This is a genomic window from Paenibacillus sp. NPDC058174 (assembly GCF_042883865.1).
Lineage (GTDB): Bacteria > Bacillota > Bacilli > Paenibacillales > Paenibacillaceae > Pristimantibacillus.
Genome location: NZ_JBHVUY010000001.1, coordinates 1,901,519 through 1,921,686, shown reverse-complemented (window position 1 = coordinate 1,921,686; position 20,168 = coordinate 1,901,519). Strand labels below are relative to the sequence as shown.

General features: G+C 50.2%; 14 protein-coding genes. All 14 read left to right on the top strand.

Annotated features, from left to right (window positions below; translation table 11 throughout):
• Positions 1 to 7: 7 nt before the first annotated feature.
• The 14 genes from ACFVVF_RS08750 (at position 8) to ACFVVF_RS08685 (ending at position 20,099) form a co-directional block, all read left to right on the top strand.
• Complete coding sequence (locus tag ACFVVF_RS08750) at positions 8 to 961, top strand: helix-turn-helix transcriptional regulator (protein WP_387807251.1); 954 nt, start codon at positions 8 to 10, stop codon at positions 959 to 961.
• Positions 962 to 1,534: 573 nt separating this feature from the next.
• Positions 1,535 to 2,650, top strand: a complete 1,116-nt coding sequence (locus tag ACFVVF_RS08745) for an ABC transporter substrate-binding protein (RefSeq protein ID WP_387807248.1) — start codon at positions 1,535 to 1,537, stop codon at positions 2,648 to 2,650.
• Positions 2,651 to 2,718: 68 nt separating this feature from the next.
• Positions 2,719 to 3,651, top strand: coding sequence for an ABC transporter permease (locus ACFVVF_RS08740; protein WP_387807245.1), 933 nt, complete (start codon positions 2,719 to 2,721; stop codon positions 3,649 to 3,651).
• Positions 3,648 to 4,457, top strand: a complete 810-nt coding sequence (locus ACFVVF_RS08735; RefSeq protein WP_387807242.1) for an ABC transporter permease — start codon at positions 3,648 to 3,650, stop codon at positions 4,455 to 4,457. The genes ACFVVF_RS08740 and ACFVVF_RS08735 overlap by 4 nt, the downstream gene beginning before the upstream one ends.
• Positions 4,454 to 5,497 (top strand): ABC transporter ATP-binding protein, encoded by a 1,044-nt coding sequence (locus ACFVVF_RS08730; RefSeq protein ID WP_387807239.1) that lies wholly within the window; start codon positions 4,454 to 4,456, stop codon positions 5,495 to 5,497. Before ACFVVF_RS08735 ends, ACFVVF_RS08730 begins: the two co-directional genes overlap by 4 nt.
• Before the next feature lie 4 nt (positions 5,498 to 5,501).
• Positions 5,502 to 6,290 (top strand): DeoR/GlpR family DNA-binding transcription regulator, encoded by a 789-nt coding sequence (locus ACFVVF_RS08725; protein ID WP_387807237.1) that lies wholly within the window; start codon positions 5,502 to 5,504, stop codon positions 6,288 to 6,290.
• 11 nt (positions 6,291 to 6,301) lie between these two features.
• Complete coding sequence (locus ACFVVF_RS08720) at positions 6,302 to 7,126, top strand: alkaline phosphatase family protein (protein ID WP_387807236.1); 825 nt, start codon at positions 6,302 to 6,304, stop codon at positions 7,124 to 7,126.
• A 370-nt stretch (positions 7,127 to 7,496) separates the two neighbouring features.
• Positions 7,497 to 9,800: a helix-turn-helix transcriptional regulator gene (locus ACFVVF_RS08715; protein ID WP_387807233.1), complete on the top strand. Its 2,304-nt coding sequence runs from the start codon at positions 7,497 to 7,499 to the stop codon at positions 9,798 to 9,800.
• Positions 9,801 to 9,802: 2 nt separating this feature from the next.
• Positions 9,803 to 11,470: an extracellular solute-binding protein gene (locus ACFVVF_RS08710; RefSeq protein WP_387807231.1), complete on the top strand. Its 1,668-nt coding sequence runs from the start codon at positions 9,803 to 9,805 to the stop codon at positions 11,468 to 11,470.
• Between the two features lie 253 nt (positions 11,471 to 11,723).
• Complete coding sequence (locus tag ACFVVF_RS08705) at positions 11,724 to 12,653, top strand: ABC transporter permease (RefSeq protein WP_387807228.1); 930 nt, start codon at positions 11,724 to 11,726, stop codon at positions 12,651 to 12,653.
• Positions 12,654 to 12,667: 14 nt separating this feature from the next.
• Positions 12,668 to 13,564: a carbohydrate ABC transporter permease gene (locus tag ACFVVF_RS08700; protein WP_387807226.1), complete on the top strand. Its 897-nt coding sequence runs from the start codon at positions 12,668 to 12,670 to the stop codon at positions 13,562 to 13,564.
• 133 nt (positions 13,565 to 13,697) lie between these two features.
• On the top strand, positions 13,698 to 15,365 hold the full coding sequence (locus ACFVVF_RS08695) for an ABC transporter substrate-binding protein (protein WP_387807224.1): 1,668 nt from the start codon (positions 13,698 to 13,700) through the stop codon (positions 15,363 to 15,365).
• Positions 15,366 to 15,444: 79 nt separating this feature from the next.
• Positions 15,445 to 19,428, top strand: a complete 3,984-nt coding sequence (locus tag ACFVVF_RS08690) for a X2-like carbohydrate binding domain-containing protein (protein ID WP_387807222.1) — start codon at positions 15,445 to 15,447, stop codon at positions 19,426 to 19,428.
• 224 nt (positions 19,429 to 19,652) lie between these two features.
• Positions 19,653 to 20,099, top strand: coding sequence for a CcdC protein domain-containing protein (locus ACFVVF_RS08685; protein ID WP_387807220.1), 447 nt, complete (start codon positions 19,653 to 19,655; stop codon positions 20,097 to 20,099).
• The last annotated feature ends 69 nt before the right edge of the window (positions 20,100 to 20,168 follow it).

Sequence of the window (20,168 nt, the reverse complement as noted above, 5' to 3'; positions counted from 1 at the left end):
AAACCGGATGCCGAAGTCCAAGCGTCTGCTGGAGCTGATGCTGACGATTAACCGCAAACGAAAGTTTACGGTCAGAGAGCTTGCGGAGGAATTTGGCGTATCGTCACGGACGATTCTGCGCGATCTGCAGGAGCTAGGCGAGCTGGGCATGCCGCTTTACTCGCAGGTAGGCCTGCATGGGGGCTATCAAGTGTTAAATGAGCGGACGCTCCCGCCGATTGCATTTACCGAAAATGAAGCGGTGGCGATTTTTTTCGCCAGTCATGCGCTCCGGCATTATCCCGTGCATCCGTTTAAAGCAGAATCAACTTCTGCGCTTAACAAGTTTTATTTGAATATGCCCGGTGACACCCGCGAGCGGATCGATCAGATGAAAAACCGGTTTGATTTGTTTACACCCTCCCGTGCGGCTGAGTCACCTCATTTGACGCTGCTGCTCGAAGCGGCGATATCCCAGCACGTCTTGTCAATCGAGTATGAAGCTTCGAAAGGCCGAACGAAGCGAATGATCCAGCCCATCGGCATTTACGCGGAAAGCGGACTCTGGTATTGTCCGGCGTATTGTCTCCTTCGCGGGGAGCTGCGCTTGTTCCGCTGCGACCGGATTACTGCGGCCGAGCTTGCCGGACCGGATGTTGTACCGGTTGCACTGGAGAAGATGCATCTGGGCAATTGGACCTCAGCTGAGCGGAACGAGGCCGATTATCTTCCCTTCTATGTCGAGCTTCATAAAGACGGTGTGTCCCCTTGCGAGGCGGAATTTAGCCGAAAAACGGAAGTTCATGTCCGTCCGGATGGGAGCGGATGGATCCGATCCCAAATTCCGAAGGATGATCTGAACTTTTTTGCCGATTTTTTTATCGGCCTTGGCGAACGTGCTTCCGTAAGTGAGCCGCCCGAGCTGCTTGCGCTTATCCGGAGCAAGCTACAGCGCTTGATGGATAAATACACGGGACTATAGCGGCGATCCAGGGTAGCTTGTGAACTGACGAGCGCCCCCGGCCCCCTGGCAATATCGATCGCCCCAAACCACCTACTCATTAGGGGATACCGCATCAAAATGTAAAAGTGCAGGTTGTCAGGCGGTTTTTCGGCGAATCATGGCTTCAAAATGCAAAAGTGCAGTTTGATTGGCCGAAATCGCCTCGAAATGGCGATATTCAGCGATTTTAAATGCACTTTTGCATTTTGATGGCGATATTGGCCCTTTTGGAGCGCATCCACATGTATTTTTACATTTTGATGATACGGTTGAAGGATAAGGGCTCAACTGTCTCCCTAATCCTTGCCGCGACTCTATCCGGCTCTAAACCGCCTATTAAGCAGCAAAACTTGAATCGCTTCCGCTAAAATTCCGGCACGCCAAAACGGCGTGTTTTTTTGCGCCTTTACATGATCGCATTAATTTTTTAACAAATCTATTCACTTCGGATGACCTTGGGAAAATAAACGCTACCTATACTCGAAGTAGGGTGAAAACAACAAGAATGAGCGTGAAACCCACAATAATCCACATGGGAGTGAATGAGAGATCATGAAACCTTGGTTCAAGAAAGAGATAGCTGTTGGACTTGTTCTAGCTGTATTTGTTGCAACGCTAGCTGCATGCGGGGGAGGCTCGAATAAAGAGACAGCCGTCAACGAAGGCAGTACGGGTTCGGAAAACTTATCCATATCGGATATTGAAGCGAAAGCCAAAACAGAAGGATCTGTCGTCAGTGTCGGCATGCCGGATTCCTGGGCGAACTGGAAGGATACTTGGGCGGACATGCAGTCCAAATACAGCTTGACGCATACGGATACCGACATGTCGAGCGCAGAGGAAATTGCCAAGTTTGAAGCTGAGAAGGACAAGCCTACGGCGGATATCGGCGATGTGGGTATCGCATTCGGACCTGTTGCTGCAGAAAAAGGGGTAACACAGCCTTATAAAACATCCTACTGGGAAGAGATCCCAAGCTGGGCGAAAGACAATGACGGCCACTGGGTTGTAGGCTACCAAGGCTCGATTTCGTTCCTGACGAACACAAAGCTCGTTCAAAACCCGCCGCAAAGCTGGGAAGATCTTAAGAACGGCAACTACAAAATTATTGTAGGCGACGTAACGAAAGCCGCACAGGCACAAATGGCTGTACTGGCTGCTGCTATCGCATTTGGCGGCGACGAATCCAACATCGAGCCAGGCATTGCGTATTTCGAAGACTTGGCTAAAAAAGGCCGTTTGTCCAATGCGGAAGCAAGCTTGGCGAATATCGAAAAAGGCGAAGTTGAAGTGACTTTGCTGTGGGACTTCAACGCTTTGAACTATAGCGATCAGCTTGGCAAAGACAAATTCAACGTTGCTATCCCGAAAGAGGGCAGCGTAGTAAGCGGCTATGCTACGATCATTAACAAATACGCTCCGCATCCAAACGCGGCAAAACTGACTCGCGAGTACATTTTGAGCGATGAAGGTCAAATCAACTTGGCTAAAGGCTATGCAAGACCAATCCGCGAAAGCGTGAAGCTGCCGGATGACGTTGCAGCTAAATTGCTGCCAACTGAAGCTTATGCCAACGTTAAGCCTGTAGGAGACTACAAAGTATGGGAAGCTACGGCAAAAACGATTCCGCAGCTTTGGCAAGAACGCGTACTCGTACACATGAACTAATTATAGCCTAACATGGGGCGTCGTCGTCTTCAGCCGACGGCGTCCTTTTATCTGGAAGGAGCACTTCAATGAAACGAAGGAACCGATGGATCTATGCCGGCCTCATTCCCTTTATCTTCATGATCGCCGCATTTCAAATCGCGCCTATTCTGTCTATGCTGACGGGCAGTGTCGCACGGGAGAATGGTCCCGGTATTACGTTTGGCTTTTATGCGAAGGTTTTGCAAAGCTCTTATTATTTGAAAGCCATCACCAACAGCTTACTTATTTCTATCTTGTCGAGTGCGATTGCGATTGTTATAGGGCTGATCTGCGCTTACTCCATTACGCGATTTTCACCCAAAATACGTGATCTGCTGCTTACGATTTCCAACATGACTTCGAATTTTGCAGGCGTTCCGTTAGCCTTTGCTTATATTATTCTGCTTGGAAGCAATGGCGTATTTACGCTGCTGTTCAAGCAATGGGGCTGGGATGTATTCGAAAGCTTTAATTTGTTCAGCTGGTCCGGCCTCATCCTTGTCTATGTGTATTTTCAAGTACCGCTGGCTCTGCTGCTGCTGTATCCTTCCTTCTTCGGCATTCGCGAGCAGTGGAGGGAAGCGGCTGAGCTGCTGGGAGCGGGAAGATGGAAGTTTTGGTCTACGATTGGCCTTCCGGTGCTGACACCGGCGATCTTCGGCACACTGGGCATCCTGTTCGCGAATGCAATGGGCGCTTATGCGACGGCCTATGCGCTTGTCGGCGGCAATTACAATTTGCTTGCTGTCCGGATCGGCTCGCTCGTCGCGGGCAACGTCATCAATCAGCCGCAGCTGGGCAATGTACTGGCAGTCGTGCTGGCAGCTTCTACACTGTTGGCCGTTTATTTGAATCATAAAATGACGCAGCGTTCCAGCAAATTTAATGCTGCTCCGTCATCGGAACCAGTAACTGTACGCAAGCGCCGCAATTGGCTGCGGCCTGCTGCACCGGCTTCGGCGAAGGAGGAACTGTCATGATCGGAAAAGCGAAGAAAGCCGGCTGGGTAAACCGTTCGCTGATGGTAGCGCTCATGTTCTATTTGCTTATTCCTTTGCTCGCAACGCTCATCTATGCTTTCGCGAAGGAATGGCAGGCGACTGTACTGCCTGAGCGATGGACGCTGGAATGGTTCAGCCAAATGTTCAATGACGCCCGCTTTATTGATGCATTGTGGACTTCTCTGTATCTATGCGCCATCAGCGTGGCGCTTAGCCTCGCGGTTATGCTGCCAGCCGTATTTATAATTACAGTCTATCTGCCCAAGTGGGAGACGTTCATGAAAGGGGTCGTCGTTCTCCCATATGCCGTGCCTGGTGTTGTAGCAGCGGTGGGACTCATTCGCGCATACTCTTCGGGACCGGTTTCGATTGCGGGAACACCGTACATTTTGATCGGCGCTTATTTTATCGTCATCCTGCCTTATATGTATCAAGGAATCCGAAACAGTCTGCTTACTGTGTCGGCAGTGGATCTTCTGAATTCTGCCGAACTGCTTGGCGCCAGCCGGATGAGGGCATTTGCGAACGTCGTGCTGCCCAACATTTGGCCGGGGGTCATGATCTCGACTTTATTGTCGTTCTCGGTGCTGTTCGGCGAGTTTGTATTAACGAACATGCTGGTAGGCGGACATATTCATACGATTCAAATTTACTTGTATCAAAGGCTGGGCGAGAGCGGGCATTTGGCCAGCGCCATCGTCATTTCTTATTTTGTGTTTATTCTCGCGCTGTCTTTGATTCTAATGAAGCTTACTCAGAAAATGAACAGGGGGATGCAAGGATGAGTGCTTATTTGGAGCTGCAGGCCATTCGCAAGCAATTCGGGCATACGAATGTATTGAATCATATTAATTTGCAAATTCGCGAGGGAGAACTGGTCACCCTGCTTGGTCCCTCTGGCTGCGGCAAAAGTACGCTGCTTCGCTGCATCGCAGGTCTTGCCGACATTGACGGCGGGAAAATTATACTGGACAACAAAGATATCGTGAACGTGCCTCCCCGCAGCCGGGAGATTGGCATGGTGTTTCAATCCTACGGCTTGTTCCCTAATATGACCGTCAGCGAAAATATTCAATACGGGATGAAAATGAGGGGGGCCTCCAAGGAAGAGAGACGCAAGCGCTCTGAGGAACTGCTGGCGGTGATCGATATGGAAGACAAACGGAACGCATATCCTCAACAGCTGTCCGGAGGCCAGCAGCAGCGTGTAGCGCTTGCCCGGTCGCTTGCTGTTCAGCCTAAAGTTCTTCTGCTCGATGAGCCGCTCAGCGCCTTGGATGCCAAAATCCGTAAAAGCTTGCGGACTGAAATCCGGGAAATTCAGAAGCGGTTTCAGATGACGACGATATTCGTCACGCATGACCAAGAGGAAGCCTTCATCGTGTCTGACCGGGTATGCCTGATGAACAAGGGCAGCATCGTGCAGGAGGGCAGTCCGGAGGAGCTGTATACGAGGCCGAAAACAGAGTTTGTCGCCCGTTTCATGGGGAGCTACAATGTCCTTACGAAGCCTGAGGCATTGCGACTGTTCGGGCAGGTTGACAGTCAGGCCGACAGTTTTGCGATTCGTCCGGAGTCTGTCGCTCTGCTTGGCGGAGAAGACCGCCAGAGCGCCCTAAATGCCGGCAAGCAAATTGTTGATGGCAGCATCGAATCCATCTCCATTCTAGGCAGCATTATCCGCTATGCGGTGAATGCCGCCGATGTCAAATTAACGATTGATGCGCTGAATGACGGGCGTCCGCTTCGGCAAGCGGAAGGCGGCGGTATCAGCCTGGCCTTTGACCGCTCGCAGCTGCTGCCGCTTGAGAAGGAAGGAGCTTGAAGGAATGTCGATCTCTTCGGAAGAACGCAAACGAATCATCAAGGAGCAATTAAAGCTTGAAGGGCAAGTCAAGGTGCCCGAACTGTCGTCGCGTTTAACCATCTCCGAGGAAACGGTTCGCCGTGATCTTCTCGTTCTTGAACGGGAGGGACTGGCTAAACGCGTGTATGGCGGAGCGGTGCTCATTAAGCAATCCAATTTCGAATCGCCATACTTGCAGCGCCAGAAAGTGCAAGCGAGCGAGAAAGAAAGAATCGGGCAAGCGGCGGCTCAATTAATCGAATCCGGGGATACCATCGCGATTGATGTAGGGACGACGACGCTTGAGCTGGTTAAGGCGATTTCCGGACGGGAGCGGTTGACCGTATTGACCAATTCTTTAGCCGCCGCTTATCATCTAATGGAGGCGCTGAACGACGGAAGGTTCACCGGCAAGATTATCGTGATTGGAGGCGAGCTTAATCCTGAGCAGCAATCCATTACGGGGACGGTTGGTGAAAGCGTGATGGCCCAGTTCCGTGTCGATAAGGCGTTTATCTCGGTAGGCGGCATTTCCTTAAAGCGGGGCATTAGCGATTATGACTTAGGCGAGGTCGCCATGTCGAGACAAATGATAGAAGCGGCCAATCAGACGATCGTGCTGGCCGATGATTCCAAGCTGAACAAAGAAGCGTTTATGGAAATTTTACCTCTGCAAAGGGTACATGCGATCGTCAGCAACGTTGCACCCCCGAGAGAATGGGGGCAAATGCTGCGCAACTATCATCTGCAATGGATTGAAGCGAAACAATAGGAGGGAACGGAATGACAAATCAGAATAATAAGCTGATCGTTGTTGTATTGGATGGACTTCGTTATGATTCGGCACGCAAATATTTGGGCTATATGGAGCATCTAGTGGAGCAAGGCGAAGTGCAGTGCTACCGGGTGCGCTCCGAGCTTCCGAGTCTGTCCCGCCCATTGTACGAGGTGCTGCTGACAGGTACGCCGGCGGCAAGAAACGGCATTACGGCCAACCATATCGCGAGGCTAAGCTACGAGCAGAGCGTGTTCCACCTGGCAAGCCAAGCAGGGCTGACTACGGCGGCCGCTGCTTACCACTGGGTTAGCGAATTGTACAATTCGGCGCCGTTCAATCCCGTAACCGATCGTCATCAGCATGACGAGAGCAAGCCGATTCAACACGGCGCATTCTATTTCGAGGATCATTACCCGGACAGCCATCTGTTTGCGGACGCTGAGTATTTGCGGACAGCGTATGATCCTAATTTTCTGTATGTGCACTCCATGAACATTGATGATGCAGGGCATAAGCATGGCGGCGAGGGCAAAGGATACGAGGCAGCCGTGCGGACAGCAGACGGCATACTGGCGACACTGGTTCCGCTTTGGCAGTCGCAAGGGTACAGCATCGTCGTAACTTCTGATCACGGAATGAACGCTGCCGGCATGCACGGCGGAACGGAACCGGAGGAGCGGGAAGTGCCGCTTTATTTGTGGGGACAGCAGCCTTCTGTTATCAGCCAGTCTATTGCCAAGGACGAGCCTTTGTCACAGCTGCTGCTGGCACCGCTCATGTGCTATTATCTTGGACTGGCCGCTTCCGAGGCGATGCTTGATCTGGAATAATTATTGTTATTCAAACAGCGATTTTCCTAAAGCAGGAGGATAGCTGTTTTTTTCTTTGGGATGGCCGTACAAAATGGACCGACGGTAAGGCATTACAGGAAAATGGTACGTCCAAATGCCAAAGTGTACCTTATGCCGACAGGTACAATCCGGTAATATTAACCGTTAGAAAGCACTATTATTACCGGATTGTACACTATAACTGTTCAGCCTGATCGTATGCCGGCGTAACGATTCGGGCTTTGTTGCTGTCTATATCGTTCTGGATACGCACACGTATTTATTGCTGAATGCTATTGCAGAAATAGCAATAATCGGTTATGATAGCGCTCTCATAATGTTCTTTTTCAGAAGGGGAGAGATCAATATCTTGCCAAAACATTCCAGAGTATTCAGAAGATTTCTGGTCTCTTATATTATTATCCTGATCATCCCGAGCATTGCCGGCTATATGTCCTATCAAACCTCGATATCCGTTACCCAGTCGCTGGCGATTGAGAATAGTGTGACCCAAATTCAGAAAAGCCAAGAAATATTGGAGCGGAGAATGGCTGAGGTTGAAGGCTTTACGAGACAGATGGCCATAAACCAGGATTTAGGGATATTAATGAATGAAGTAAACTCGTCGGATAAAACGAATGTGTACGGCATCTGGAAAATGATGAAGGATGTTTTGACCTTTGGTCAAACGAATGATTTTCTGCAAAATTTCTTCATTTACCTGACTAATTATAATGTCGTTCTAACCCCTGGCTCGGCCTATTACCGCCCGGAGCATTATTACGCAAGCTTTCATTATAAAGATCTTACCTTTGATCAATGGAAGAAAGAGGTGCTGGATTCGACGCACCGAAGTGAAATTAAGCCGCTCAGCAAGTTTGTCAATAAAGGGGCAGAAACGTCAGTCATCACCTATATGCAATCGCTTCCGCTAGACAGCTTCAGCAAAGCTTCTCCCGCCATAGTTGTCGTTATTATTGATCAAAAGACGATTACGAGTCTGCTTTCCGGATTAACGGAACGTTATGGCGGCTGGGCGCGGATCGCGGATGCGCAGGACCGGACGATTGGCTTGCAGGGCATCGAAGAGGACGAGGTTAAGAAGCTCGTATCGGATAAGCGCTATGATATGGGCAAGGTTAGCCAGTTTTACGGGGATGATCTTGTCATTACGCTTACCTCCAACACGAATGACTGGGTATATCAGGCCGGCATTCCAAGAAAGCTATTGCTGGAAAATGCAAACAAAATCAAGTCCATTACGTTCACGGTAACCGGTCTGGCATTGTTTGTCGGATTATTCGTCGGTTTCCTGCTCTCTTATCGGAACAGCGCGCCAATGGATCGTCTGGTCGGCATAATGAAGGAGCAGTTTGGCCACGAGAATACGCCGGGCCGCAACGAGTATGACTTCCTTCACGGCAACATTTCCGAGATGCTTAACCATAATAAACGGCTGGAATCTCAATTGCATGAACAGCAGCCGCTTATTCGGGACGCCTTTCTGAAGCGTCTGATTGCAGGCGATTTTCAGCTCCGGGAAGAGCTTGTCGCAGCAGCTGTACAATCGCATGCCGGACTTAACGGAAGCACCGGCTATGTTGGCATCATTCAAATTAACGGCTATTCCTCCGGTATGGAAAGCATAGAGATTCTCAATGAGCTTAGTGTAGCAAGATTGCTGCTCAAACAGTCGTTAATGGATTCGGGCAGCCCCATCCCCATGACCGACATGTGGTCGGACAAAATTGTATTCGTATTCGCCTTCCAGGAGGCGGATATGGCAAAGCAGCTCGGCCGGGAGGAAATTGCGAATACGATGAAGCATATTTCGGAGCATGCCTTCCAGGAGTACCGGATTTCGGTTACGGTAGCTATGGGCGACTTTTTTGCCAATGAGCTGGAGATCAGCCAGTCCTTTGACCAGGCGAAGCAGACGCTGGAATATGCTATGCATACGAATAAGAAGGATCTTGTATGGTTTGACGAAACCCGGATGGACAGTACTACCTACTATTATCCGCTGGATGTTGAGACGCGTCTGATCCGGACGGTTAGAGCAGGGGAGATCGAAGCTGCATTAAGAATTTTCCAATCCATTATCGATCAGAATACGGTTGACCGCGAGCTCTCGGTGGAGATGAAGCATCAGTGGATCGGAGAAATAAAGGGCACCTTCCTCAAGCTGCTCAACCAGAAGGCTTTTCAAGAATCAGAACTGTTTGAACCGGTCAAAAACCGGATTATCGAAATTCAGGAATCGTCTGCCATCGAACAAATTCACGAGGAACTGAATGAAGTAATGGCGGCATTATGCGGTATGATTACCAGCAAAAAGAACGATGGCCATGCCAAGCTGGTCGACAGCATTAAAGCATACATTAAGGAATCGTATTCCGACTCCGAGCTTACGCTTTACCGGGTCGCAGAACAGGTCGGCAGGCCGTGGAAATACATTTCCCAAATTTTCAAAGAGGTAACCGGCACGAATCTCTCCGAATATTTGGAGAAGGTCAGAATGGAAAATGCTGAAGTTTTATTGCGTGAAAGCGACCTGACGATGGAGGAAATATCGGAAAAAGTGGGCTATAGCAGCTCGCATTCGTTCCGACGAGCCTTCAAACGGGTAACGGGCGTTCCGCCTAGCTCCTATAGACAATCTGCGGAGGGATAGCGATGGAGAGGAAAGAAGCGGCGGCGTGCGCGCGTCTGGCAGTGATGCTGATATTGACGAGTTTGCTGCTCGTCGCTTGCAGCGGAGAATACAAATATAATTCCGTCGAAGGGCAAGGCGAAACGAAGCAGCAGCCCGTTAAAATCCGGGTATTTGCGCATCAGAATAACGGGCAGGATTTAAAAACCAATGAATTCTCCAAACATCTGGAGCAGAAATTCAATGTTGATTTTGGGTGGGAAGCGGTTTCCTCCGAAGGCGCCAAAGAAAAGCGGCAAATCTCGCTTGCCAGCGGCAAATATCCGGATGCTTACATTCTGACAGCATATGTCGATCAATTTTCCCAGTTGGATGTGCTCCGCTATGGTCAACAGGGCGTATTTGTGCCGCTTAATGAGCTGATTGATCAATATGCGCCTCATATTAAAGAAGCGCTGGAGAATAATGCCCAGCTTCGGGCATATTCAGTGGCGCCTGACGGCAATATTTACGGTCTTGTCAGCTATAGCGAGTGCTTTCACTGCTCTTATCCGAATAAGCTATGGATCAATACAGAATGGCTGGACCGGCTTCATCTGCAGATGCCAGAGACAACTGAGCAGTTCAGAGAAGTGCTGCGGGCGTTCAAGAACGGCGATCCTAATGGCAACGGCTTGCAGGATGAGGTGCCGCTCAGCGGTTCGATCGAGGAATTTGGCGTTAGGGTCATTCCTGTGCTGATGAACGGCTTTATTTACGATGATGACAGAACGTATCTGACGCTGCATGGCGGCAAGGCCGGCTTAGTCGCGGATAAGGAGGAATGGCGGGAGGGCTTGCGCTATATCAAGTCTTTATTTGACGAGGGACTGATCGATCCGGGGGCATTCACGCAAAGTGCAGACGCGTTCAAATCGATTGGGAACTCTTCAGAGGAAGCCGTTCTTGGCGCGGGAGCGGCTATGCATCCTGACATATTCGTCAAGGTAGATGCCGATAATCCGAGAAGTAAGGCGTATAATCCGGTGCCGCCGCTTATCGGTCCGCATGCTCAGAATGCCGTCTATATCCAGGGCGGCATTTCGCCGGGGGCGAAATTTGTCATTACGAATCATGCCAGCCGGGAAGCGCAAATCGCGCTGATTAAGATGATCGATTATATGTATACGCCGGAAGGACAGGCGTTAGCCGAGGTCGGCAAGGAAGGTATCGACTGGAGACGGCCGGTCGCCGGAGAAAAGGGGCTAGGCAGCAACGTTACGCCTGAATTCGCCAGAATTCCGCAAGCGGAAGGGGAACCGGCGCGGAATACAGGCTGGTTCGGCATGGGACATTTTTATATGCCAAGGGAGTATAGGGACAGCTGGGTGCAGGGAGAAGATATCTATGCATCGGACGGATACGAGCGCAGGCTTTATGAAGCGACGCAGCTTTATGAAGGCAAGGAGCCAGATGAGCTGTATCCGTTATGGGAGGTGTGGATCGATACGAAGGATGCGGATGAGGCCAGCTCGCTGCAAGCCAACTTGAAGCATTATATTGATCAATATGCACTCCGTTTCATTACCGGCGACATGGATCTTGACCGGGAGTGGGACAATTATTTGGCCGGCTTGAAGCAGGTGGGGTCGGAACGTTATGTCGCTATTATGCAAAAAGCGTATGATGGCAGGGAAGCAAATCGGAAATGAAGCGCTGAATTGAACAGCAGACGGAGTGATGAAGAAGGCGTGCCGAACCGGCACGCCTTTTCTGTATGCCTGTAAGGACGCGCTTCCCCGGCAATACCCCCGATAAATGCCCTTTCCGGCGGACATTTGCACCGTACAAATGGGGAGAAATGTACGCCAAATTGCCCAATTGTACCTTTCTCACAGGCTGTCAGACCACTAATATGACGATATAGAAAGCGCTGTCATTACGAGAGGCGATCAACAAGGAGGAATGGACGTGGAGGCCTCAACAAGAAAGATAGGGGCAGTAAAAAGCTTCAAGAAGCATTGGCAGCTGTATTTAATTCTGATACCGCCAATGGTGTTTTTCGCTATCTTTAAATACTATCCCATGGCAAACATGGTGCTGGCATTTAAAGATTACAACGTAACGAAGGGAATTTGGGGAAGCGAGTGGGTCGGCTTCAAGCACTTCGAATTGTTTTTCAACAATCCGGTTTTTTGGGATCTGTTAAGCAATACGTTGCTGCTCAGCCTATATTTGCTGGCTGTCGTGTTTCCGCTTCCGATTATTCTTGCTCTGATGCTCAATGAGGTAAGGAGCAGAAAGTTCAAAAAGGTCGTACAAATGGTCACATTCGCACCGTATTTCATCTCTACGGTCGTTATGGTATCGATTATTATGCTGTTTCTGTCGCCGCGGCTGGGCTTCATTAACATTTTATTGAATAGCTTAGGTTTCGATTCGGTCAACTTCCTCGGTGAGCCGTCGATGTTCCGGTCCATCTATGTATGGACGGATTTATGGCAAATGGCGGGCTACTCGTCGGTCATTTATCTTGCCGCATTGGCCGGTGTTGATCCGTCGCTCTACGAGGCTGCCAGAGTGGACGGCGCTTCACGGCTTCAAAAAATTCGCAACATCGACCTGCCCAGCATCATGCCGACGCTTGTTGTCATTCTTATTCTCACAGTGGGCAACGTCATGGCGCTCAGCTTCGAGAAGGTCTATTTGCTGCAAAACGACCTGAACCGGGCTTCGTCGGAGGTTATCGCAACTTATGTGTACAAGGTTGGTCTCTTGAATGCGAACTACAGCTTCGCAACGGCAGTCGGAATGTTCAATTCCGTCGTTAACCTTATTTTGCTGGTGATGGTCAACGGCCTCGCTAAGCGGATTTCGAAAAACAGTATTTGGTAAAGAGGAGTGTGCATATGGCTTCAGCGAGCAAAGCAATCAAGGAATCCAGAGGCGATCGAATAGTAATGGCCGTTATTTATGCCATTCTGAGTATCGTATTAATCGTTGTTCTTTATCCGCTGCTGTTTGTAGTCAGCAGCTCTATAAGCAGCCCAGCTGCGGTTTCATCCGGCCAGGTGTGGCTATGGCCCGTCGATATTTCCTTCAAGGGCTATGAGACGCTGTTCAAGACGCCGCTTGTGCTTCGCGGCTACGGCAATTCATTGCTGTACACAGCGGCCGGTACGTTTGTCAGCGTAATGCTCACGGTTATGATTGCGTACCCGCTGTCCCGCAAGACGATATTCGGCCGCAACGCGCTGATGATGATCATTACGTTCACGATGGTTTTCTCCGGCGGTTTGATCCCTACCTATATGGTCGTGAGAGAAATGGGCCTGATCGATACAAGATGGGCGCTTATTATTCCTAACGCGATTTGGGTGTGGCAAGTCATTATTGCAAGATCGTTTTTCCATAGCTCGATTCCAGAGGAGCTGATGGAAGCAGCGGAAATCGACGGCTGCAGCGATATCCGGTTCATTTGGAGCGTCGTACTGCCTTTATCCAAGCCGGTCTTAGCCGTATTGGTACTGATGTATGCCGTAGGCCAATGGAATGCCTATTTCGATGCTTTGATCTATTTGAAGGACGCGAAGCTGTTCCCGCTTCAGCTCGTGCTTAGAAGCATCATTATTCAGAATAACAGCGCCAACATTACGGATGCCCTGAAGCAAGTAGAGCGTCAGCAGCTGGCTGAGCTGTTGAAATATTCGCTGATCGTTATCGCGACTTTGCCTGTTCTCGTTATTTATCCGTTCGTGCAGCGCCACTTCGTGCAAGGGCTGCTGGTCGGCTCCGTGAAGGGATAAAAGGAATAAAAGGGATAACGAAAACGTTATGGAAAGCTGCTGGATATTCATTGGAAGGAGTGATGCCGATAGCAGGTGATCCCGGCATGAAGGAATACGAACAACCGAACCATTAAAAAGGGAGCGATCGACATTGAAAAAGAACATCGCAAGTCTATTGGTACTCGTCTTGTCCATCACCTTAGTTCTGGCAGCATGCTCGTCGGGCAATGACAAAGGCAATGCCGGCAGTAACACGCCGGCCGGCGAAGGCAACTCGACTGAGGCAGCTAAGCCGGTTCAGGTTAGCGTCTTTGCTGTTCAAGAGCCTAACCTGGATTGGGCAACGAATAAATTTACACAATTTGCGGAAGGCAAATTCAACATCAAATTCAAGTGGGAGACGACTCCGCCGGACGGCGCGAAAGAAAAACGCCAAATCTCTTTGGCCAGCGGCGACTATCCTGACGTGTACATGCTGACGCATTACATCGACCAGTTCTCGCAAGCAGATATCGTGAAGTTCGGCCAACAAGGCGTACTGATTCCGCTTAACGACCTGATCGACGAATATGCCCCTAACATTAAAGCAGCTCTGGAAGCGAAACCGGATTTGAAAGCGCTGACTACTGCGCCGGACGGCAATATTTACGGTCTGACTGCTTATTCGCAATGTTTCCACTGCTCGTACCCGAACAAAATGTGGGTCAACACGAAGTGGCTGGAAAAGCTGAATATGGAAATGCCGAAAACAACGGAAGAATTCAAAGATATGCTGAAAGCGTTCAAAACAAAAGATCCAAATGGCAACGGCAAAGCCGACGAAGTGCCGCTCAGCGGTTCGATCGAGGATTTCGGCGTACGGATCATTCCATTCTTGATGAATGCGTTCGTGTATGACGACGACCGCAACCATCTCCGCCTGAACAATGGCAAAGTAGAGTCTTCCGCGGTTACGGAAGAGTGGAGACAAGGTCTTGCTTATATCAAATCATTGTATGACGAAGGCTTGATCGATCCAGGCGCCTTCACGCAAAACGCCGAGGCGTTCAAAAAAATCGGCGAAAACGGCGACGTTCAGCTGCTTGGCGCAGGCGCAGGCATGCACCCGGCTATCTTCATTAACATCGATGGAGGCAACAAAAACTCGAAGGATTACAATCCGCTTTCTCCGCTGACAGGTCCTGGCGGCGTGTCGCTTGCGACACATGACGGCGGCGGCGTAAACCCTGGCGCGAAATTCGCAATTACGAACAAAGCAAGCAAGGAAGCACAAATTGCATTGATTAAACTGGTGGATTATATGTACACGCCTGAGGGCCAAACCAACGGCGCCAGCGGTATGGAAGGCATTGACTGGAGAAAACCGAAAGAAGGCGAGGTTGCGCTTGGTGAAGGCGTAACGCCGATGGTTGCTCCAATTCCTGCGGTTGAAGGCGAAGCTCCGCGCAATGCGGGCTGGAGCGGCATGGGTCACTTCTTCATGCCGAAAGAGTACCGCGACAGCTGGGTTCAAGGCACAGACATCTATGATTCCGCAAACTATGAGCGCAGATTGTATCAAGCCACTTTGCTCTATCAAGGACATGAGCCTAAAGAGCTGTTCCCGCTCTGGGCGCTTTGGGTAGATGCGGCTGATATGGACGAATCCAGCATTCTGCAAACGAACATCCGCTCCTACATCGACCAAAGCTCGCTGCAATTCATTACCGGCAACAAGAGCTTGGATAAAGATTGGGATGCGTACATTAAAGGGCTGGAAAGCTTGAAACTGAACCGTTACCTGGAAATTTTGCAAAAAGCATATGACGCATCCTTCTAAACGAATAACCTACTAACGCAACAGGCGCTCATTGATTAACAATAGGGCGCCTGTTTTTTTATTTCAAATGCCGAAGGAGATGAATGATGTGGGAGTCAAATCGATACTTAAAGCAGGCAGAAAGCGGTTAATGGTATTAGTTTTTGTAATAGTAATAGCACAGCTAGGGATACTGGCACCAGCTCCGGCAACTGTACAAGCAGCTGACAATGGTCTAGGGGCCAAGCCGTATATGGGCTGGAGCAGCTACAGTCTGCAGGTATACACCGGCCAGAATCATTGGATAAGCGCCGCGACCATTAAAGCGCAATCCGATGCGATGCACACCACGCTGCAGCCTTACGGCTATGAGTACATCAACATTGATGCAGGCTGGAACGGGGACATGGACGGGTACGGAAGACCGATTCCAAGCACAGTGCATTACCCGAACGGCTTCCAGGAAGTCATCGATTACGTACACAACAATGGGCAAAAAATCGGTATTTACGGCATTCCGGGGCTCTCTCCGAAAGCCTATGAGGATGATCTGCCAATCTACGGAGCACCGGGCTGTTCGATGAAAGATATCGCGGCCCAGCCGCTGAGATCCGCCGATTATTGGGGAATCGGCTACAAGATCGACTTCTCTAACCCTTGTGCGCAAAGCTATATTGATTCCATCGCCGATTTGTACGGGGAATGGGGCATTGATTTTCTGAAATTTGATAGTGTAACACCAGGCTCGGGCATTTCCGATTTGTCTATGGATGCGCGTGATGACGTAGCGGCATGGTCGCAAGCGCTGGCAGAGCATAACATTTGGCTGGAGCTGTCGTGGGCGCTCGACATCAACTACGCCGACTACTGGAAAGAGTATGCCAATGGCTGGCGTGTAGACTGGGATATTGAATGCTATTGCGAAGAAGGGCTGACGACATGGAGCAGCATCGCACGGCTGTTTCAGAAGCAGGAGCAATGGTGGCGCCATGGCGGCCCGGGCGGCTGGAATGACTTCGATTCAATGAATATCGGCAACGGAGCAATGGACGGCATTACGCAGGACGAGCGCCGCTCCGCAATGACGCTGTGGGCGATGTCAGCTGCGCCGCTCTATATCGGCAACGACATGACGAATCTGGACAGCTTTGGCATCGGATTGCTGACGAATGAGGAAGTCATTGCGGTTAACCAAGCGGGACGGCCAGTACGTCCGTTATCTACGGAGACGCCGCAGCAGGTCTGGTACGCCAATAACGGCGACGGCAGCTTCACGGTCGCTTTGTTCAATCTCGGTGACAGCGCGGCGACGGTAAATGTAAATTGGAGCGAGCTGGGCATCGACGGATCAGCCTCTGTCCGCGACTTATGGAGCCACAGCGATTTGGGCGTGTTCAACAGCGGTTTTAGCTCGGTTAATCTGGCTTCGCATGCTTCACGCTTGCTGAAGGTTTATCCGAAGGGCGGCACCGTTTCAGCGAATGATGACGACCACGGCTTCAAGTACACAGGAAGCTGGAGCAGAAACGGCGGCGTGGAGGAAACAGGCGGCTCGCAAAATCTGATTGTTCATGTAAGCGATTCCACTGTACAGAACAGCCTGGTTTACCCGGCAGCAGCGGGCTTCAATAAGAAGACAGCTGCGCAAGCGGATATAACAGTTGATTTGACGCTGAACGGCAATACCCTTAGCGGAATTGCGAACGGCACGGCGACATTGGCCAGCGGCACAGACTATACCGTATCGGGTACCCAGCTTACGATTAAGAAAGGCTATCTGGCCGGATTGCCAACGGGACAAGCCAAGCTGAAATTTACGTTCAGCGCGGGCAATGTGCAGTATGTGGATATTGAGATAAGCGATACGACCAATGGCGTTATCCTTTCCTTAAATGATGACGATCCAGGCATCGTGTATACAGGCTCGTGGCAGCGCAGCTGGAACCGCGGCTTCGGCGACTACAAGGATGATGTTCATTACACCGAGACCAACAATGATTATTTCCAGTATGAATTTTGGGGAACCGGCGTTTCGTTATTGACGGAAAAAGACAGCTCCCAGGGCGATATCGACATCTATGTGGACGGCGTCTTCAAGCAAACGGTCAGCACGCATCATACGAGCCGTCTGGCAGGGCAAACCGTCTATTCGATTTCCGGACTAACCGAGGGGCTCCATACCTTAAAGGCCGTGAAAAAATCAGGGACGTTCATGCTGCTTGATCAATTAAAGGTGACTTTGCCAGATTATATTATCCCGGCGGCGGGAACGTTTAACAAAAAGACGACGGCGCAGGCCGATGTGAAGACGACACTGACGCAAGGCGGACCTGCATTAACCGGAATCAGCAACGGCAGTGCCGCGCTTATCTCTGGCACGGACTATACCGTCTCTGGCAAAACGGTGACGATCAAGAAGGAATACTTGGCTTCACAGGCTGCGGGCAAGACCCGGCTGACCTTCTCCTTTGCAGGCGGTGCCAAACAAACGCTGTCCATCGATGTGATTGGCGTAACGCCGCAGACGGTATCCATCAACGATAATGACAGCGGCATTGTGTATACCGGCACATGGGGCTATAGCTGGAATCGCGGGCTTGGCGACTATAATGATGATGTTCACTATACGGAAACCAATGGCGATTACTTTGAATACACGTTCTCTGGCACAGGCATTGACCTCATAACCGAGAAGGATGTATCGCAAGGTGATATCGACATTTACCTGGACGGCGTATTTAAGCAAACGGTCAGCACGTATAATGCCAGTCGTCTGGCAGGGGTTAACGTATATAGTGCAACCGGTCTCCCGGACGGGACACATACGTTAAAGGTTGTGAAGAAATCAGGTACGTTTATGCTGCTTGACCGGCTTATTGTAACGGGAACGCCGGCAATTCAGAACAGCAGTCTGAATCCGAGCGCGGTCAGCTTTGATAAGAAGGCATCGGCACAGGCTGACATTCCGGTCTCGTTAACATTGAACGGCAATGACTGGAGCGGCCTGTTCAACGGTACGGCTCAACTGGCAGAAGGCACAGATTATACCCGCACGGGCAATGTGATTACGGTTAACAAGAGCTACTTGTCTTCGCTGCCGGAAGGTATGGCCAGCTTGACCTTTGCTTTTACCGGAGGAGCGGAGCAGAAGCTTGCGGTTGCGGTTAGAGACACTTCAAGAGGACGTTATGTGCTAGTCAACAATGACGAGCCGGGGATTGTGTATAAGGGAGGCTGGCAAAACAGCCGCAACAGAGGCATTGGCGATTATAAGGACGATGCGCAGTATACGGAAGCTAACGGAGATTATTTCGAATATACCTTCAAGGGCATTGGCATCGAGCTCGTAACGGAGAAGGATATGTCGCAGGGCGATATCGACATTTATATCGATGGCGTCTTCCAGCAGACGATCAGCACGCAGAGCCCCAACCGGCTTGTGCAGCAAGCGGTTTTCGTTGCAGCGGGGCTTGCTGACGGCGCGCATACCTTGAAAGCGGTGAAGAAATCGGGTCAATATATGCTTCTGGATCAGTTGCGGATTCAGCAATCTAATCTGTTTGGTCCGGATAAGGCCAGCTTTGATAAAAAACCGGCTCAGCAAGCTGATGTGACAGTGACACTGGCTACCGATGCTGATAATTTGATTGGCGTGAAAAATGGTGCTGCGGCGCTGACGGCTGGTACAGATTATACCGTTGCAGGCAATCAACTGACGGTGAAAAAACAATATCTGGCGAATCAGCCTGAAGGGGTAACGAGTCTGGCGATTTCGTTCCGCGGCGATTACTTCAAGGATGTACATCAAACGACAGCGAACGGCGACGCTTTCGAGTACACCTTCACTGGAACAGGTGCTGCGCTAATTGGTCCAAAAGGACCAGAGCAAGGCGAAATTGATATCTATGTGGACGGTGTATTTGTACAAACCGTCAACGCATATCATGCATCGAGGCAGACAGGGCAAACGCTTTATAGCATAAGCGGTCTAACGAACGGACTGCACACGATCAAAGGCGTCAAAAAAACAGGCAGCCGCATGCTGGTCGATCAAGTGAAGTACAACGTGCCGACGACACCATAATTTGTCTCAGCCGGCTTCAACCTTCTGAATTGAAAATGAACTGTAAAACCGCTAACCATAGGGCATCCTATGGCTAGCGGTTTTTTTGCTGTGATGGAACTCATCATATCAACTATTAAGTCGAAGAAATATCCACCTGCAGGTGGACTCCGGAATGCAAGCTGGTCCGTTACAATCGGTTTGTGGCATTCAATCAATCATACACAGAAAGAGGAATCGCAAACATGAACATGACCAGCTATATTATTATACTTATCGTCGTCGTTATTCTAAGCTTAAGGGAGAGAGAAATCCGGCCATCGCGCTTATGGATTATGCCTGTTATTTTCACCTATTTGGCCTTTTCCAACGTCACGCATCTGGATCTGTCATTCGGAAGTCTGCTTTTATACCTGTTATGTCTTGTGATCGGGCTTGCCCTTGGCGCTTGGAGAGGCATGCTGCAAAAAGTTCGCGTTAATCCGTCCACCGGTAAAATCACTTCACAGGGCTCCATCGCCGGTGTTGCCGTCTTTATTGCCGTATTACTAGTAAAGGTGTTTGCCGAATACTGGGGCGCCCATCACTCCTTCTTGTCCTTTAGCACAGCCTTGCTGTTTGTTCCGCTTGGCAGCGTCATTGCGCGGCGTTATTTCATATACCAAAAGTATCGGCAGCTGGTTGCAAGGTAATGCAATTCTGCATCATGCTTCACTGCTAACGGTGCTATAATGGGATGACTATCCAATCATTAGTGAATA

What these genes read in the sequence shown, in the direction of transcription:
- ACFVVF_RS08700 (WP_387807226.1), top strand. Translation starts at nt 12,668, where the DNA reads ATGGCTTCAGCGAGCAAAGCAATCAAGGAATCCAGAGGCGATCGAATA.
- ACFVVF_RS08750 (WP_387807251.1), top strand. Translation starts at nt 8, where the DNA reads ATGCCGAAGTCCAAGCGTCTGCTGGAGCTGATGCTGACGATTAACCGC.
- ACFVVF_RS08720 (WP_387807236.1), top strand. Translation starts at nt 6,302, where the DNA reads ATGACAAATCAGAATAATAAGCTGATCGTTGTTGTATTGGATGGACTT.
- ACFVVF_RS08685 (WP_387807220.1), top strand. Translation starts at nt 19,653, where the DNA reads ATGAACATGACCAGCTATATTATTATACTTATCGTCGTCGTTATTCTA.
- ACFVVF_RS08740 (WP_387807245.1), top strand. Translation starts at nt 2,719, where the DNA reads ATGAAACGAAGGAACCGATGGATCTATGCCGGCCTCATTCCCTTTATC.
- ACFVVF_RS08730 (WP_387807239.1), top strand. Translation starts at nt 4,454, where the DNA reads ATGAGTGCTTATTTGGAGCTGCAGGCCATTCGCAAGCAATTCGGGCAT.
- ACFVVF_RS08690 (WP_387807222.1), top strand. Translation starts at nt 15,445, where the DNA reads ATGAATGATGTGGGAGTCAAATCGATACTTAAAGCAGGCAGAAAGCGG.
- ACFVVF_RS08725 (WP_387807237.1), top strand. Translation starts at nt 5,502, where the DNA reads ATGTCGATCTCTTCGGAAGAACGCAAACGAATCATCAAGGAGCAATTA.
- ACFVVF_RS08705 (WP_387807228.1), top strand. Translation starts at nt 11,724, where the DNA reads ATGGACGTGGAGGCCTCAACAAGAAAGATAGGGGCAGTAAAAAGCTTC.
- ACFVVF_RS08710 (WP_387807231.1), top strand. Translation starts at nt 9,803, where the DNA reads ATGGAGAGGAAAGAAGCGGCGGCGTGCGCGCGTCTGGCAGTGATGCTG.
- ACFVVF_RS08745 (WP_387807248.1), top strand. Translation starts at nt 1,535, where the DNA reads ATGAAACCTTGGTTCAAGAAAGAGATAGCTGTTGGACTTGTTCTAGCT.
- ACFVVF_RS08735 (WP_387807242.1), top strand. Translation starts at nt 3,648, where the DNA reads ATGATCGGAAAAGCGAAGAAAGCCGGCTGGGTAAACCGTTCGCTGATG.